The 15,771-nt window shown below is 74.1% G+C and carries 14 protein-coding genes and 1 pseudogene; 14 read left to right on the forward strand and 1 reads right to left on the reverse strand.

The annotated features are described in order from the left end of the window. Window positions 1-14 precede the first annotated feature (14 nt). The 9 genes and pseudogenes from EFE23_RS01975 (at window position 15) to EFE23_RS02015 (ending at window position 8,433) form a co-directional block, all read left to right on the forward strand. On the forward strand, window positions 15-350 hold the full coding sequence (locus tag EFE23_RS01975) for a YlxR family protein (RefSeq protein WP_123239128.1): 336 nt from the start codon (window positions 15-17) through the stop codon (window positions 348-350). A gap of 93 nt (window positions 351-443) precedes the next feature. Continuing rightward, on the forward strand, window positions 444-3,452 hold the full coding sequence (gene infB / locus EFE23_RS01980) for a translation initiation factor IF-2 (RefSeq protein ID WP_123239129.1): 3,009 nt from the start codon (window positions 444-446) through the stop codon (window positions 3,450-3,452). 79 nt (window positions 3,453-3,531) lie between these two features. After that, the gene (locus EFE23_RS01985; protein ID WP_123239130.1) at window positions 3,532-4,584 is read left to right on the forward strand and encodes a TRM11 family SAM-dependent methyltransferase; all 1,053 of its coding nucleotides are present in this window, start codon (window positions 3,532-3,534) and stop codon (window positions 4,582-4,584) included. A gap of 33 nt (window positions 4,585-4,617) precedes the next feature. Continuing rightward, entirely contained in the window at window positions 4,618-4,911 is a 294-nt protein-coding gene (locus EFE23_RS01990) for a DUF503 domain-containing protein (RefSeq protein ID WP_123239131.1), read from the forward strand. 202 nt (window positions 4,912-5,113) lie between these two features. Then, window positions 5,114-5,578: pseudogene (gene rbfA / locus EFE23_RS01995) on the forward strand (30S ribosome-binding factor RbfA); the annotation flags it as partial. Window positions 5,579-5,670: 92 nt separating this feature from the next. Next, window positions 5,671-6,717: a DHH family phosphoesterase gene (locus EFE23_RS02000; RefSeq protein ID WP_123239133.1), complete on the forward strand. Its 1,047-nt coding sequence runs from the start codon at window positions 5,671-5,673 to the stop codon at window positions 6,715-6,717. A gap of 65 nt (window positions 6,718-6,782) precedes the next feature. Continuing rightward, a complete protein-coding gene (locus EFE23_RS02005; protein ID WP_123239134.1) occupies window positions 6,783-7,190 on the forward strand; it encodes a hypothetical protein in 408 nt (135 codons plus the stop codon). Beyond that, on the forward strand, window positions 7,190-7,399 hold the full coding sequence (locus EFE23_RS02010) for a DUF6186 family protein (protein ID WP_199736891.1): 210 nt from the start codon (window positions 7,190-7,192) through the stop codon (window positions 7,397-7,399). The genes EFE23_RS02005 and EFE23_RS02010 overlap by 1 nt, the downstream gene beginning before the upstream one ends. A gap of 515 nt (window positions 7,400-7,914) precedes the next feature. After that, complete coding sequence (locus EFE23_RS02015; protein ID WP_123239136.1) at window positions 7,915-8,433, forward strand: P-loop NTPase family protein; 519 nt, start codon at window positions 7,915-7,917, stop codon at window positions 8,431-8,433. A gap of 116 nt (window positions 8,434-8,549) precedes the next feature. On the opposite strand, the gene EFE23_RS02020 is transcribed toward EFE23_RS02015, so the two are convergent. Further along, window positions 8,550-9,296, reverse strand: a complete 747-nt coding sequence (locus EFE23_RS02020; protein WP_123239137.1) for an MIP/aquaporin family protein — start codon at window positions 9,294-9,296, stop codon at window positions 8,550-8,552. Between the two features lie 104 nt (window positions 9,297-9,400). On the opposite strand from EFE23_RS02020, the gene EFE23_RS02025 reads away from it, so the two are divergent. The 5 genes from EFE23_RS02025 (at window position 9,401) to EFE23_RS02045 (ending at window position 15,750) form a co-directional block, all read left to right on the forward strand. After that, window positions 9,401-10,726 carry an MATE family efflux transporter gene (locus EFE23_RS02025; protein ID WP_123239138.1) on the forward strand — a complete coding sequence of 442 codons (1,326 nt, stop codon included), beginning with the start codon at window positions 9,401-9,403 and terminating at the stop codon, window positions 10,724-10,726. 131 nt (window positions 10,727-10,857) lie between these two features. Continuing rightward, the gene (gene truB / locus EFE23_RS02030) at window positions 10,858-11,742 is read left to right on the forward strand and encodes a tRNA pseudouridine(55) synthase TruB (RefSeq protein WP_123239178.1); all 885 of its coding nucleotides are present in this window, start codon (window positions 10,858-10,860) and stop codon (window positions 11,740-11,742) included. Window positions 11,743-11,786: 44 nt separating this feature from the next. Further along, window positions 11,787-12,713, forward strand: coding sequence for a bifunctional riboflavin kinase/FAD synthetase (locus EFE23_RS02035; RefSeq protein WP_123239139.1), 927 nt, complete (start codon window positions 11,787-11,789; stop codon window positions 12,711-12,713). A 195-nt stretch (window positions 12,714-12,908) separates the two neighbouring features. After that, a complete protein-coding gene (gene rpsO / locus EFE23_RS02040) occupies window positions 12,909-13,175 on the forward strand; it encodes a 30S ribosomal protein S15 (protein WP_123239140.1) in 267 nt (88 codons plus the stop codon). Between the two features lie 220 nt (window positions 13,176-13,395). Then, window positions 13,396-15,750, forward strand: a complete 2,355-nt coding sequence (locus tag EFE23_RS02045; RefSeq protein ID WP_123239141.1) for a polyribonucleotide nucleotidyltransferase — start codon at window positions 13,396-13,398, stop codon at window positions 15,748-15,750. The last annotated feature ends 21 nt before the right edge of the window (window positions 15,751-15,771 follow it).

Genomic DNA, 15,771 nt, shown 5'->3' on the forward strand with positions numbered 1-15,771 from the left:
GTAGACTTCCTCCAGTGGCACGACGCGCGCTACCGGAACGCACCTGTGTGGGCTGCCGGAAGCGGGCGCCGGCCAGCGAGTTGCTGCGGATCGTCGCGGTCGGCGACGAGGCTGGTCATTACAGCCTCCGGGCCGATCCGGCCCGCAGACTGCCGGGTCGGGGAGCGAACATGCACCCGGATCCGGCCTGCTTCGCGCAAGCGGTGCGGCGCCGCGCCTTCGGGCGGGCGCTGCGTGTCACCGGGATCGTCGATCACGGTGCGCTGGCGGAGCACGTTGACGCGCAACCCCCGACGACCGGTCAACCCGACCGGTCGAGGGTCGCTAGCAAGGTAGGACGACCGACATGAGCACACGATGAAGTCCCTGAAATGACCAGGCTTCAAGTGCACGAGTGAGGTCGCTGCGGGTGCTGCCCGCACGACCTCGGAGTGAGGAGTGCAGTGGCAGGTAAGGCCCGCGTACACGAGCTTGCCAAAGAGCTCGGGGTCGAAAGCAAGACCGTTCTCGCCAAGCTCAAGGAGATGGGCGAGTTCGTGAAGTCCGCGTCCAGCACCGTCGAGGCGCCCGTCGCCCGACGGCTGCGTGGCGCTTTCGTCGCATCCGCCGGTGGTTCCTCGGCGCCGACCGCCCCGCCGGCGGCCGCCCCGAGCCCGGCACCGACCCCGACGCCGACCCCGACCCCGGGTGCCCCCCGGGTCTCGGCCAAGCCGATGCCGCCCCGGCGGCCGGCCGCGCCGACCCCTGGACCGAAGCCCAAGGGCCCGGTCCCCGGCCCGCCGCAGCCGGCGACCCCGGTCGCCAAGCCGGCGAGCGCGCACGACATCGAGGTGGCGGCCGCCGAGGCACGCGCCGCCGCGCTGAAGGCTGAGCAGGAGGCCGCGGTGAAGGCCGCTCAGGCCGCCCGCCAGCAGCAGCGCGAGAACGTCCGCCGGGAGCCGCCGACCGAGGGCGGTCCCCGTCCCGGTCCGCGTCCCGGCCCGAACGCCGTGCCGCCGCGTCCGGGTACCCCGGCCGCCGGTCGTCCCGGCGCGCCGAGCCCGGGTCCGGGCGGACGTCCGGGTGGCCGTCCGCCGGCGCGCGGCGCCGGCAACAACCCGTTCGGCATCCAGGGTGGCCAGCAGCGGCCGCCGGCCGCCGGTGCGGGCGGTCCCCGTCCCAGCCCGGCCGGCATGCCGCCGCGGCCCAGCCCGGCCTCCATGCCGCCGCGGCCCAGCCCGGCGTCGATGCCGAGCCAGCGTCCGACCACGGGTCGCCCCGGCGGCCCCGGTGGTGGTCGTGGCGGTCCCGGTGGCGGCGCGGGTCGTCCCGGCGGCGGTGGCGGTGGCTACCGTGGCGGTCCCGGTGGTGGCGGCGGTGGCGGTGGCTACCGTGGCGGTCCCGGCGGTGGTGGCGGCGGTGGCGGTGGCTACCGTGGCGGCCCCGGCGGTGGCGGCGGTGCCGGTGCCGGTGGTGGCTTCCGTCCGGGTGGTCCGGCCGGTGGCGCCGGCCGTCCGGGTGGTGGCGGTCGTGGCCGTGGCGGCGGCGCCGCGGGTGCCTTCGGGCGTCCGGGTGGTCGGCCGACCCGCGGTCGCAAGTCCAAGAAGCAGCGCAGACAGGAGTTCGACAACCTGTCGGCCCCGACCATGTCCTCGGGTGCTCCCCGGGGCCAGGGTCAGGTCGTCCGGCTGTCCCGTGGCGCCTCGCTGTCGGACTTCGCCGACAAGATCAACGCCAACCCGGGTTCGCTGGTCCAGGAGATGTTCAACCTGGGCGAGATGGTGACCGCGACCCAGTCGTGCTCCGACGACACCCTGCTGCTGCTGGGTGAGCACCTCGGTTTCGACGTGCAGATCGTCAGCCCGGAGGACGAGGATCGCGAGCTGCTCGCGCAGTTCAACATCGACCTCGACGCCGAGGTGGCGGCGGACCGCCTGGTCAGCCGTGCGCCGGTGGTGACCGTCATGGGTCACGTCGACCACGGTAAGACCAAGCTGCTCGACGCGATCCGCAAGGCGAACGTCGTGGCCGGCGAGGCGGGCGGCATCACCCAGCACATCGGTGCCTACCAGGTGCACGTCCCGCACGACGGCGTGGACCGCGCGGTCACCTTCATCGACACCCCGGGTCACGAGGCGTTCACCGCCATGCGTGCCCGTGGTGCCCAGGTCACGGACATCGTGATCCTGGTGGTGGCGGCCGACGACGGCGTGATGCCGCAGACCATCGAGGCGCTCAACCACGCCAAGGCGGCGGACGTGCCGATCGTGGTCGCGGTCAACAAGGTCGACAAGCCGGAGGCGAACCCGGACAAGGTCCGCCAGCAGCTGACCGAGTACGGCCTGGTCGCCGAGGAGTACGGCGGCGACACCATGTTCGTCAACGTGGCGGCCAAGCCCGGCATCGGCATCGAGGACCTCCTCGAGGCCGTGCTGCTGACCGCCGACGCGTCGCTGGAGCTGACCGCTCCGATCGACGGGCCGGCGCAGGGTGTCGCGATCGAGGCGCACCTGGACAAGGGCCGCGGTGCGGTGGCGACGGTGCTGGTGCAGAAGGGCACCCTCCGGGCCGGCGACTCGATCGTCGCCGGTGGGGCGCACGGCCGGGTCCGGGCCATGCTCGACGAGAACGGCAAGCCGGTCGACGAGGCCGGTCCGGCGCGTCCGGTCATGGTGCTCGGTCTGACCACGGTGCCGGGAGCGGGTGACACCTTCCTGGCCGCCGAGGACGACCGGACCGTGCGGCAGATCGCCGAGCAGCGGCAGGCGCGGCGGCGGGCGGCGGCATTCGCCAACTCCCGTGGCCGGGCGACCCTCGAGACGCTCATGGAGCAGCTCAAGGAGGGCGAGAAGACCTCGCTCAACCTGGTGCTCAAGGGCGATGTCTCCGGTTCCGTGGAGGCCCTCGAGGACGCGCTGTTCAACCTCGACATCCCGGAGGAGGTCCAGCTTCGGATCATCCACCGGGGCGTGGGTGCGATCACCGAGAGCGACGTCATGCTCGCGAGCGCCTCGTCGGAGGCGGTCACGATCATCGGCTTCAACGTGCGGGCCGCCAACAAGGTCCGCGAGATCGCCGACCGCGAGGGCGTGGAGATCCGGTACTACACGGTCATCTACCAGGCCATCGAGGAGATCGACGCCGCGCTCAAGGGTCTGCTCAAGCCGGAGTACGAGGAGGTCGAGCTGGGGACCGCGGAGATCCGCGACGTCTTCCGCTCGTCCAAGATCGGCAACATCTCCGGCTGCATCGTCCGGTCCGGCCTCATCCGCCGCAACGCCAAGGCGCGGCTGCTGCGGGACGGGGCGGTCGTGGCGGACAACCTCACGATCAGCTCCCTGAAGCGGTTCAAGGACGACGCGACGGAGGTCCGCGAGGGCTTCGAGTGCGGTCTGACGCTGGGCGGTTTCAACAACGTCCAGGTCGGCGACATCATCGAGACCTTCGAGATGCGCGAGAAGCCGCGCGCCTGAGCGGCGTGAACGACCGGCGACGGCCGGGGCCTCCGGGCCCCGGCCGTCGCCGTTTCCGCAGGCTGGAACAATCTCCGACGTGCTCAGGTACGCGCTGCTTCTCGCCCCGTCCGCCAACCGGGTCTACGCCGACGCCGCCGGCCGGCTGGCCCGCGCCGAGCTGGAGATCTTCGCCGGGGCGGGAGTGCTCGACACGGCTCCGGTGGACGCCGCGGTCGAGCGCATCGGCGGGGTGGAGTACCTGACCTTCGCCGCCCCGGAGCCCGGCCCGGGCCGGCGCGACCTGGCCTACCTGGCCAACCTGTCGGCGGCGTACGCGCTGTTCGAGCGGGTCGGGGAGGACCTGCTGCGGCCGGTGCCGCTGCACCCGCTCGCCCGGTACGACTCCGATCTGATCACCATCCCGAAGTACGCCGGCAAGACCAACGAGCAGTTCACCCGGCTGCTGCTCAACGCCACGGTGCTCGCCTCCGCGTCGGCCGGCGCGATGCTGGACCGGCAGCTGGTGGTCCTCGACCCGCTCTGCGGCCGGGGCACCACCCTCAACCAGGCCCTGATGTACGGCTACGACGGCATCGGCGTCGAGCACGACGGCAAGGACGTGGACGCGTACGCGGCGTTCCTGCGTACCTGGCTGCGGCGCAAGCGGCACAAGCACACCGCCGAGACGGTGCCGGTGCGCCGGGATCGCAAGCTCGTCGCCCGGCGCTTCGAGGCGGTGCTCGCCCCCTCCCACGACGCGCACCGGGCCGGAGCCACCCAGCGGGTCACCGTGCTGCACACCGACACCACCCGGGCCCGGGAGGTGCTCCGGCCCCGCTGCGCCGACGTGATCGTCACCGACGCCCCGTACGGGGTGGCGCACGGCAGCCGTACCGGGCAGGGCCTGTCCCGCAGCCCGCTCGACCTGCTCACCGCCGCCGTGCCGGTCTGGCGGGAACTGCTGCGCCCCGGCGGGGCGCTCGGGCTGTCCTGGAACACCCACGTGGCACCCCGGGCCGCCGCCGAGGCGGTGTTGACCGGAGCGGGCCTGCGGGTGGTGGACGGGCCGGGCTACCTCGGCCTGGCGCACCGGGTGGACCAGGCGATCGAGCGGGACGTGCTGGTGGCCGTGGCGGCGGAAAACGGGTGACCGGGGCGCGCCGCTGCCGTACCGTTGCTCGCCGTGTACACGGGAACCGCGCACTTCGACCTGTTGCTGCCGGGGGACTCCCGGTCCCTGAAGGCCAAGCGGTCGTACGTCCGGCCGATCGTCGCCGCGTTGCGCCGGTTCGAGGTGTCCGCCGCCGAGGTCGGGGCGCTCGACCTGCACGGCCGGGCCCAGATCGGGGTGGCCGTGGTGGCCGCCGAGGCGGCGCACGTCCGCGAGGTGCTCGACTCGTGCGAGCGGCTGGTCGCCGCCCGCCCGGAGACCGAGCTGCTCTCCGTCCGCCGCCGCCTCTACGGCGCGGAGGACTGAGCCGCGCCGCCCAAGCGGTTAGGAAGGGGCCCTTTACCCGCATGAGGCGTTAACAGGGGGCCCTTCCTTACACCCGGCGGCCCTGCGCGGGTGGCGGGGCGGCGCGGGTAGTGTTCGAGATGTTGGGCGGTCGGACCCGGCGGCGCCCGCGCCGTCGTGCCCGGCCGTCGTGGGTAGCAGGGTGATCCTGGAGGTGGGGGACATGACGGATCCGGCCAAGGTACGCCGGCACGCGGAGCGCATCCGTGAGCTGGTCGCGTCGGTGGTGCGGAGCCAGATCAAGGACCCCCGGCTCGGGATGATCACCATCACTGACGCCCGGATCACCGCCGACCTGCGCGACGCCACCGTCTTCTACACCGTGCTCGGCGACGCGGCGGCCCAGGCCAGCACGGCCGCCGCCCTGGAGAGCGCCAAGGGCATGCTGCGCAGCACCGTCGGCAAGGCGCTCGGGCTGCGCCACTCGCCGACCCTGACCTTCGTCCTCGACGACGTGCAGGACCAGGTCAAGCACATCGACGACCTGCTCGCCGCGGCCCGGACCGCCGACGCCGAGGTGCAGCGGCTGGCCGCCGGCGCGCAGTACGCCGGCGAGGCCCAGCCGTACCGGCTGGACGTTGAGGACGCCGAGGACGCCGGCGACGGTGCCGAGGGCGACGGTGCCGAGGGCGACGGTGCCGAGGGCGAGGGTGCCGAGGGCGACGGTGCCGAGGGCGAGGGTGCCGAGGGCGACGACGAGCCGCGCGGCGGCGTCGGCCGGTGACCGCTCCCGCCGAGGGCGGCGCGCCGGCCGGCGCCGGCCCCACCGACGCCGACTGGGCGGCCGCCGTCGCGGCGGTACGCGCGCTCCCCGCCGCCGCCCGAGTGCTGCTGATCTGCCACGTCAACCCGGACGGCGACGCGCTGGGCAGCATGCTCGGCTTCGGGCTGGGCCTGCGCCGGTTCGGCGTACGGAATCTCCAGGCGACCTTCCCCGGGCCGCCCGGGGTGCCCGAGCCGTTCCGCTGGCTGCCCGGGTTGGAGCTGCTGGTTCCGCAGGACGAGGCGTACCTGGATCCGGATCTGGTGATCTGCTTCGACGCGGCGAGCGAGTCGCGGCTGGGTGACCTGGTCGACCGGCTGGACAAGGCCGGGGCGGCGCTGGTGCTGGACCATCACGCCTCCAACACCCGGTTCGGCGGCATCCACCTGGTCGACCCGCACGCGGCGGCCACCTCGGTGGTCGCCGAAGGGCTGCTGGACCGGCTCGGGGTGCCGCTGGACGCGGAGATCGCGGCCTGCCTCTACGTGGCGCTGAGCACCGACACCGGCTCGTTCCGCTTCGAGGCCACCACCCCCGCGGTGCACGAGATGGCGGCGCGGCTGCTGGCGACCGGCATCCGCCCCGGGGACATCTCGCGGCTGATCTTCGACACCCGGCCGTTCGGCGCGGTCCGGCTCTTCGGCGAGGTGCTGGTCCGCGCCCGGCTGGAGCGGGCGGCCGCCGCCGGGCGCGGGCTGGTCTGGACGTACGCCACCCGGGAGGACCTGGCCCGGCACGACCAGCCCGCGTACGTCCTGGAGGCGCTGATCGACTCCGTTCGCTGCACGGCCGAGGCCGACGTGAGCTGCGTGGTGAAGCAGGTGGCTGACGCCGAGTGGGCGGTCTCGCTGCGCAGCAAGGGCGCGGTGGACGTCAGCGCGGTGGCGGTGGCGCTCGGCGGCGGTGGCCACCGGTTCGCGGCCGGGTTCACCGGGCGGGGCAGCGTCGACGAGGTGGTGGACCGGATCCGCGCCGAACTGGGCGGGGCCCTGCTGACCGGCTGAGATCAGGGATTACTCCGGGGCGTGCCGCTCTTCCCGCGTTCCGTGACGCTGAGGACAATCGGGAGATGGATCACCCCCGAGAGCTCACCGTCGAGGCGCCCCGAGCCTGGGACCGTCCGATCGTCTCCGTGCCGGTGCTGGTCTGCCTCTCCCTGGTGGGTGGCCAGCTCCCGTCCTTCTCCGCGCAGGCCAACCTCTACACGCTCGGCACCGGTGGCGCGCTGATCTGGATCGGCCTCAGCAACCGGGTGCCCCGCCGGGCCGCCCCCCGCCGGCTGCCCCGGGGCGCGGTCTGGTGGCTGTTGCCGGTCACCGTCTTCGGGGTGTTCGAGGGGGTGACCTTCGTGTTGGCGGTGGGGGACGAGTTCCCCACCTTCTCCCGGCTGGCCGACCCGCTGCTGGAGGACCACCTGGTCCGCTCGGCGGCCTGGTTCGGCTGGCTGTCCGCGTTCTGGGGACTGGCCCGCCGATGATGCGCGCCCTGGCGATCGGTGGATTCCTGACCGCGCTGCTGCTCTTCGCGGCCGTGGAGTGGGCCGCCCGGCGGGAGGGGTCGCGGATCCCGTCCCTCGCCGAGGTCTGCGCCTTCGTGATGCGCTACGAGGTCGGTCCGGTGCCGGTGGGCCGGATCGGTCTGTTCGGCTTCTGGTGGTGGCTGGGCTGGCACTTCCTGGCCCGGTGACCCGTCACCGCCGCGTGTCCGGATGGCGGGAACAGTGGGCACCAGGTGGAAAATGAACGTTAACTTGGGTGCGTGACCGGCGCTCTCCGGCGCTGGTCACGGGCGGTGGCGCCACACCCGGTGCCGCCTCCCTCCAGGGTCGGACCGACCCGGGCTCACGCTGCCAGGCGAGCCGCTCCGGTGATCCCGGACCGCTGCCGGGCGTCCTCCACACGCCCGTGAGGGCCACCGTGCCGGTGGTCCGCGCACCCTGGAAGGGAACTCCGATGGCGACCAAGCACAAGCCGCAGACCGACACCACCACCGACGAGGCGCGCGAGCAGATGCGCCGCGCGCTGCAGACGTCGATGGACACCCGTCAGTGACGACGGGCTTCAGGTCGCCGCGCGGCACCAGGCGCGCCGAGCTGAAGTCGTCGCAGCCGACCGCGCGGCGGTGACGCGGGCCGCACCGACGTCACCGCCGCACCGGTCGCCCACCTTCCCGTAGGACGTCCCCGGCGTTACCGTCGCCCGGTGCGCCGCATCCTGGTCGTCGGCAGCTCGGGTGCCGGCAAGAGCACCCTCGCTCGTGAGCTCGCCCGACGGCTCGACCTTCCCCTGATCCACCTCGACCGGCACTACTGGCGCCCGGGCTGGACCGCCCCCGCCGAGGCCGACTTCCGCGCCGAGGTGACCGCGCTCGCCGCTCGCCCGGCCTGGGTGATGGACGGCAACTACGCCAGCACCCTCGATCTGCGCCTGCCCCGGGCCGACCTGCTGATCCTCTGTGACCCGCCCCGGCTGCGCTGCCTGGCCCGGGTGCTCCGCCGCCGCTGGGCCGGCCGCGCCACGCCCCGGCCGGACCTCCCGCCGGGCTGCCCCGAGCAGCTCGACCTCCAGTTCCTCCGCTACCTCTGGAGCTATCCCCGCCGCTCCCGGCCCCGGGTGCTGACCGCGGCCGCCACGATCGCGCCCGACCTCCCGGTGGTCCGCCTCCGCACGCCCGCCGACACCCGCCGCTTCCTGGCCACCCTCCCCACCCCGCCGCCCTGACCACCCCCACCCCCACCCCCGCCCTGGTGTTGATCATGAGGTTTGCGGCAGTTTCGGAGATCGACACCGCCGTTAACTTCATGATCGACGGCGGCGAGCGGGGGTGGGGTGGGGGGTCAGTGGCGGACCGTGCCCTGGGCCACCCGGCGGCTGATGCGGCCGCCGCCGGGGCCACGGAGGAGGGCGGCCAAGCCGACCGCCACCGGGACGGCGAGGAGCGGGCCGAGCAGGTACGCCCACCAGGCGCGGGGCTGCCCGTACACCAGGGCCGGGCCGAGCGAGCGGACGATGTTCATCGACGCCCCGGTCAGCGGTGAGGCCCAGAGCCCGGCGAGCGCCAGGTAGCCGCCGACCGCGACGGCGGCGAGCGGCCCCACGTTCTGCGAGCCCGAGGCGGTGCCGAGGATGGTGCTGATCAGCCCGACGGTCAGGACCAGTTCCCAGAGCAGGGCGAGCGGGGCGTCGACGCCGGGGCCGGGCAGGGTCAGGCCGGCGGTGCCGTGCCCGCCGAGCGTCCCGGCCAACAGGCTGGCCGCGGCCACCGCCCCGGTGAACTGGGCGATCAGGTAGCCGGGCACCCGCCGCCAGGGGAAGTCCCGGCGCAGCGCGAAGGCGAGGGTGACCGACGGGTTCAGGTGGGCGCCGGAGACGGCCCCCATGAACAGGATGATCGACGCGACCATCAGCCCCGGGGCGACCACGGCGGCCGTCCGGCTCACCGCCTCGGCGTCGATCCGCTGGTTGACCACCCCGGGGCCGACCGAGACCAGCACCAGGAAGAACGTGCCGAGCAGTTCGCCGAAGACCCGGCGCCACCAGGCGGGGCTGGCGCCGCCGACGATCGGGTCGCCGTTGGCCCTCATGGCCCTCACCGTACGACGTCGGGACGCCGCCCCGGCCCGGTACGGCTGCGTAAGTGACGCAGGTGCTTGCGTCCCTTACCGAACGCGTGCCAGGATCGGCGTCGATGAGCCAGACCGCCACCGCCGCCCCCACCGCCGCCGGACCCCGCCGGATCGCCGCGCTCGCCCTGCCCGCCCTGGTGGTGCTCGCCGCCGAGCCGCTCTACGTGCTGGTCGACACCGCGGTCGTCGGGCACCTGGGCCGCGTCCCGCTCGCCGCGCTCGCCGTCGGCGGCACGGTGATGACGCTGACCGCCTGGCTCGGCACCGTCGTCGCGTACGGCACCACGGGGCGGTCGGCCCGCCGGTTCGGCTCCGGGGACCGGGCCGCCGCGGTGGCCGAGGGCGTGCAGGCGTCCTGGCTGGCGGTGAGCGTCGGCGTGCTGGTGGCGCTCGCCATCGGGGTCGGCGGCGGCTGGCTGGCGCGTACCCTCGTCGGCGGCCCCGGCGCGGTGGCCGACGCGGCCGCGGCGTGGCTGCGGATCGCGGCGCTCGGCGCGCCCGGCCTGCTGCTCGCCGCCGCCGGCAACGGCTGGCTGCGCGGCATCCAGGACACCCGCCGCCCGCTGCTCTTCGTGCTCGCGCCCAACCTGCTCTCCGCGCTGCTCTGCCCGCTGCTGGTCTATCCGGCCGGGCTCGGGCTGACCGGCTCGGCGGTGGCGAACGCCGTCGCGCAGACCCTCTCCGGCGGCCTCTTCGCGGCGGCGCTGGTGCGCGAGCGGGTGTCCCTGCGGCCCCGCCCCCGGATGATCCGCCAGCAGCTCGTGCTCAGTCGGGACCTGCTCGTCCGGGGCGTCGCCTTCCAGGCGAGCTTCCTCTCCGCCACCGCCGTCGCGGCCCGGTTCGGCGCCGCCGCGGTCGGCGCCCACCAGATCGCCGTACAGCTGTGGTTCTTCACCGCCCTGGTGCTGGACGCCCTCGCGATCGCCGCGCAGGCGCTGATCGGCGCCGCGCTCGGCGCGGGCGACGCGGCCGGCGCCCGGTTCCTCGCCCGCCGGATCGCCCTGCTCGGCGGCCTGTGCGGTGTGGCCTTCGCGGTGCTGATCGCCGCCGGCGCCGGCCTGGTGCCGTCCTGGTTCAGCTCCGACCCGCAGGTACGCGAGCAGGCGCTGATCGCCTGGCCCTGGTTCGTCGCGCTCCAGCCGATCGGCGGCGTGGTGTTCGCGCTCGACGGGGTGCTGATCGGCGCGGGGGACGTCCGCTACCTGCGCAACCTCACCATCGTGGCGGCGCTGGGCGGATTCCTGCCGGCCATCTGGCTGGCGTACGCGTTCGACCTCGGCCTCGGCGGGATCTGGGCCGGGCTGACCCTGTTCGTGGTGCTCCGGCTGGTCGCGCTGCTGCTGCGGCTGCGCTCGGGCGGCTGGGCGGTGGTCGGCGCGGTCCGCTGAGCGGCGCGGTCCGCTGAGCGGCGCGGTCCGCTGAGCGGCGCGGTCCGCTGAGCGGCGCGGTCCGCTGAGCGGCGCGGGCCGCGGGGAGGTCGCGGCCGGGCGGCGGCCGGGGTCTGGCAGGCTTGGCGGTCGTGAGCACAGACGGTCTGATCGTGGTCGACAAGCCCGCCGGCATGACCTCGCACGACGTGGTGGCGCGGATCCGGCGGCTGGCGCGTACCCGGCGAGTGGGGCACGGGGGCACGCTGGACCCGATGGCCACCGGGGTGCTGGTGATCGGGGTGGGCCGGGCGACCCGGCTGCTCACCTACGTGATCGGCGCGGGCAAGAGCTACACCGCGACGATCCGGCTCGGCCAGGCCACGGTCACCGACGACGCCGAGGGCGACGTGATCGCCACCGCATCCACCGTCGGTGTCACCGACGAGGCGGTCCGGGCCGCGCTCGCCGGGCTCACCGGCGAGATCGACCAGGTGCCGAGCGCGGTGAGCGCCATCAAGATCAACGGGGTGCGGGCGTACAAGCGGGTCCGCGAGGGGGAGAGCGTCGAGCTGCCCGCCCGCCGGGTCACCGTCTCCCGGCTGGACGTGCTGGCCGTCCGCCGGGACACCCCGGACGTGGTGGACGTGGACGTGGACGTGACCTGCTCGTCCGGGACGTACATCCGGGCCATCGCCCGGGACGCGGGCCTGGCGCTCGGGGTCGGCGGCCACCTGACCGCGCTGCGCCGCACCGCGGTCGGCGGCTTCCGGCTGGCCGAGGCCGCCACCCTCGACGAGCTGGAGCAGCGCGCGCCCGACGTGGTCAGCCTGCCGCTGGACGCCGCCGCCGACCGGTTCTTCCCGCGCCGGGACGCCACGCCGGACGAGGCGAAGGTCCTCTCCCACGGCGGTCCGCTGGACCCGGCCGGCATCACCGGGCCGTACGCGGTCTTCGGCCCCGGCGGCGGGCTGATCGCTATCGTCAGCGAGCGGGACGGGCGGGCCCGGGCGGAGATCGTGCTGGCCCCGGCCTGACGGCGGTGGCGCACAGCGTTTGGCGACCAGGGGAGGAGCTGGGAATGCAGCGGTGGCGGGGGTACGAGGCGGCACCGGGCGGCTGGGGCCGCTCGGTGGTCACCATCGGCGTCTTCGACGGGGTGCACAAGGGGCACCAGGCCACCATCGGGCACGCGGTGGCGCGCGCCCGGGAGCTGGGGGTCAAATCGGTGGTGGTCACCTTCGACCCGCACCCGGCCGAGGTGGTCCGGCCCGGCTCGCACCCGGCGGTGCTCACCGAGCCGGCCCGCAAGGCGGAGCTGATCGAGGCGCTCGGCGTGGACGTGCTCTGCGTGGTGCCGTTCACCCCGGAGTTCTCCCGGCTGCCCGCCGAGGCGTTCGTGCACGACATCCTGGTCGAGCACCTGCACGCCACGCTGGTGGTGGTCGGCGCCAACTTCCGGTTCGGGCACAAGGCGGCCGGGGACGTGGCCCTGCTGGAGCGGCTCGGCCGCACCTTCGGCTTCGCGGTGCAGGGCGCGCCGCTGGTCGCCGAGGCCGGGACGGTCTTCTCCTCGACGTACATCCGCTCCTGCGTCGACGCCGGCGACGTGACCGCGGCGGCCGCCGCGCTCGGCCGCCCGCACCGGGTGGAGGGCGTGGTGGTCCGCGGTGACCAGCGCGGACGTGAGCTGGGTTACCCGACCGCCAACCTGCTCTGCCACCGGTACGCGGCGGTCCCGGCCGACGGGGTCTACGCCGCCCGGCTGGTCCGCCGGGGCGCCGAGCCGCTCGCCGCGGCCGTCTCGATCGGCACCAACCCGACCTTCTCCGGCCGGGAGCGCCGGGTGGAGGCGTACGCGCTGGACTTCACCGGCGACCTGTACGGCGAGCGGCTGGCCCTGGACTTCGTGGCGCACCTGCGGGAACAACGGACGTACGACTCGATCGAACCGTTGGTGGCCCAGATCGCCGAGGACGTCGAGCGGACCCGCCGGGCGCTGGGCTGAGGTCCTCCGGGGGCGTGGCGCGGCCCTTCACCGGGCGGTGGCCGACCGGGCTGGTAGTCTGGCAGGGACGTCGGCTGACCGACGCGGGGCCTCGCGTGCCTGCACGACGCCGCGGGTGCGAGGAACCAGTCCGTCCCCCGGTCGCTCCGACCGCTCCGACGGCCCCCATCCAACGTTCCACGAAACAGGGAGAACATGGCGCTCGACCAGGAAGCCAAGGCCAAGATCCGCGCGGAGTACGCGACCGCCGAGGGCGACACCGGTTCGCCGGAGGTGCAGGTCGCGGTCCTCACCAAGCGGATCGCCGAGCTCACCGAGCACCTGAAGGTGCACAAGCACGACCACCACAGCCGCCGCGGGCTGCTGCTGGTCGGCCGTCGCCGTCGGCTGCTCAACTACGTCCAGAAGAAGGACATCAACCGCTACCGGTCGCTCATCGAGCGGCTCGGCCTGCGCCGATGACGTGACGGGGGAGTGGCCGCTCGGCCGCTCCCCCGTTCCAGTACCACCGAAGAACCCGGCCGCGCGACAACCCGAGAGGGAGCCGGTCAGCACCGGTCTCCGGTAGTGGCCCCCGGGACTCCCGGCATCATGCCGGCCACCCGGGCGCTTCGATCGAAGACCGGCCGCCTGAGCAGTTCCCCGTGTCGTCGGCCGACGACGCGAAGGAGCACCACAGCACATGACCGAGACCAACCTCGGCACCGAATCCCGCACCGCCGTGATCGACAACGGGTCGTTCGGCACCCGCGAGATCACCTTCTCCACCGGCCGGCTGGCCCGCCAGGCCGCCGGCTCCGTCATCGCCCAGCTGGGCGAGACGGTCGTCCTCTCCGCGACCACGGCCGGCAAGCAGCCGCGGGAGCAGTTCGACTTCTTCCCGCTCACCGTCGACGTCGAGGAGCGGATGTACGCCGCGGGCCGGATCCCCGGCTCGTTCTTCCGCCGCGAGGGCCGGCCCAGCGAGGACGCCATCCTCACCTGCCGGCTGATCGACCGGCCGCTGCGCCCGTCCTTCGTCAAGGGCCTGCGCAACGAGGTCCAGGTCGTCGAGACCGTGCTGGCGCTCGACCCGCAGCACCCGTACGACGTGGTGGCGATCAACGCCGCCTCGATGTCCACCAAGCTCTCCGGCCTGCCGTTCTCCGGCCCGATCGGGGCCACCCGGATGGCGCACGTCGACGGCCAGTGGATCGCCTTCCCGACCCACGAGGAGCTGGCCCGGGCCACCTTCGACATGGTGGTGGCCGGCCGGACCCTGCCGGACGGCGACGTCGCGATCATGATGGTCGAGGCCGAGGCCACCGAGCACACCGTGGCGCTGGTGGCCGGCGGCGCGCCCGCGCCGACCGAGGAGGTCGTCGCCAGCGGCCTGGAGGCCGCCAAGCCGGCCATCCGCGAGCTGTGCCGGGCGCAGAGCGAGCTGGCCGAGGTGGCCGCCAAGCCGGTCGCCGAGTTCCCGGTCTTCCTGGACTACCAGGACGACGCGTACGACGCCGTGGCCGAGCTGGCCCGCGCCGAGGTCGCCGAGGCCCTCAAGATCGCCGGCAAGCACGACCGCGAGGAGGCCCTGGACCGGGTCAAGGCCAAGGTCGCCGAGGAGCTCGGCCCGCGCTTCGAGGGCCGGGAGAAGGAGCTCTCCGCGGCGTTCCGCTCGCTGACCAAGTCCGAGGTCCGCAGCCGGGTGCTGCGCGAGCAGGTCCGCATCGACGGCCGCGGCCCGCGCGACATCCGCCCGCTGACCGCCGAGGTCGGCGTGCTGCCGCGGGTGCACGGCTCGGCGCTGTTCGAGCGGGGCGAGACCCAGATCCTGGGCGTCACCACGCTGAACATGCTGCGCATGGAGCAGTCGCTGGACACCCTCTCCCCGGAGAAGTCCAAGCGCTACATGCACAACTACAACTTCCCGCCGTACTCGACCGGTGAGACCGGCCGGGTCGGCTCGCCGAAGCGGCGCGAGATCGGCCACGGCGCGCTCGCCGAGCGGGCGCTGATCCCGGTGCTGCCGTCGCGCGAGGAGTTCCCGTACGCCATCCGCCAGGTCTCCGAGGCGCTCGGCTCCAACGGCTCCACCTCGATGGGTTCGGTCTGCGCCTCCACGCTGGGCCTGCTGTCGGCCGGTGTGCCGCTGAAGGCGCCGGTCGCCGGCATCGCCATGGGCCTCATCTCCGACGAGGTCGAGGGCAAGACCCGGTACGTGACGCTGACCGACATCCTCGGCGCCGAGGACGCGTTCGGTGACATGGACTTCAAGGTCGCCGGCACCCGGGACTTCGTCACCGCGCTCCAGCTCGACACCAAGCTCGACGGCATCCCGTCGGACGTGCTGGCCGGCGCGCTCCAGCAGGCGCACGAGGCCCGGCAGACCATCCTCGACGTGATGCAGTCCGCGATCGAGGGCCCGGCCGCGATGAGCGACTACGCCCCGCGGGTCACCACCGTCAAGATCCCGGTCGACAAGATCGGCATGGTGATCGGCCCGAAGGGGCAGACCATCAACGCCATCCAGGACGAGACCGGCGCCGAGATCTCCATCGAGGACGACGGCACCATCTACGTCGGCGCGACCAACGGCCCGTCGGCCCAGGCCGCGGTCGAGCGGATCAACGCGATCGCCAACCCGACCCTGCCGAAGGTGGGCGACCGGTTCCTCGGCACCGTGGTGAAGACCGCCGCGTTCGGCGCCTTCGTCTCGCTGCTGCCGGGCCGTGACGGCCTGCTGCACATCTCCAAGGTGGGCGACGGCAAGCGGGTCGAGAAGGTCGAGGACTTCCTCAACGTCGGCGACAAGGTCGAGGTGGAGATCGCCGACATCGACCAGCGCGGCAAGATCTACCTGGACAAGGTCCGCCCGGAGGGCGCCGAGGCGCCGGCCGCCGGTGAGGCCGCCGGTGGCGAGCGTCCGGCCGGCCGGGACCGCGGCGACCGCGGCCCGCGCGACCGGGGCGACCGCGAGCGCGGCGGCGACCGCGGTCCGCGCGAGGGTGGCGAGGGCGGCGGCGAGTCCCGCCCGCGTCGCCGGACCCGGCACAGCTGATCCACCGACCGGCCCGGGTGA

The sequence above is a fragment of the Micromonospora solifontis genome, from assembly GCF_003725545.1.
Classification (GTDB): domain Bacteria; phylum Actinomycetota; class Actinomycetes; order Mycobacteriales; family Micromonosporaceae; genus Micromonospora; species Micromonospora solifontis.

Coding starts and splice junctions, on each gene's coding strand:
- EFE23_RS02005 (WP_123239134.1), top strand. CDS start 6,783: ATGGATCACCCCCGAGAGCTCACCGTCGAGGCGCCCCGAGCCTGGGAC.
- EFE23_RS02010 (WP_199736891.1), top strand. CDS start 7,190: ATGCGCGCCCTGGCGATCGGTGGATTCCTGACCGCGCTGCTGCTCTTC.
- EFE23_RS02020 (WP_123239137.1), bottom strand. CDS start 9,296: ATGAGGGCCAACGGCGACCCGATCGTCGGCGGCGCCAGCCCCGCCTGG.
- EFE23_RS02025 (WP_123239138.1), top strand. CDS start 9,401: ATGAGCCAGACCGCCACCGCCGCCCCCACCGCCGCCGGACCCCGCCGG.
- EFE23_RS02035 (WP_123239139.1), top strand. CDS start 11,787: ATGCAGCGGTGGCGGGGGTACGAGGCGGCACCGGGCGGCTGGGGCCGC.
- rpsO (WP_123239140.1), top strand. CDS start 12,909: ATGGCGCTCGACCAGGAAGCCAAGGCCAAGATCCGCGCGGAGTACGCG.
- EFE23_RS02045 (WP_123239141.1), top strand. CDS start 13,396: ATGACCGAGACCAACCTCGGCACCGAATCCCGCACCGCCGTGATCGAC.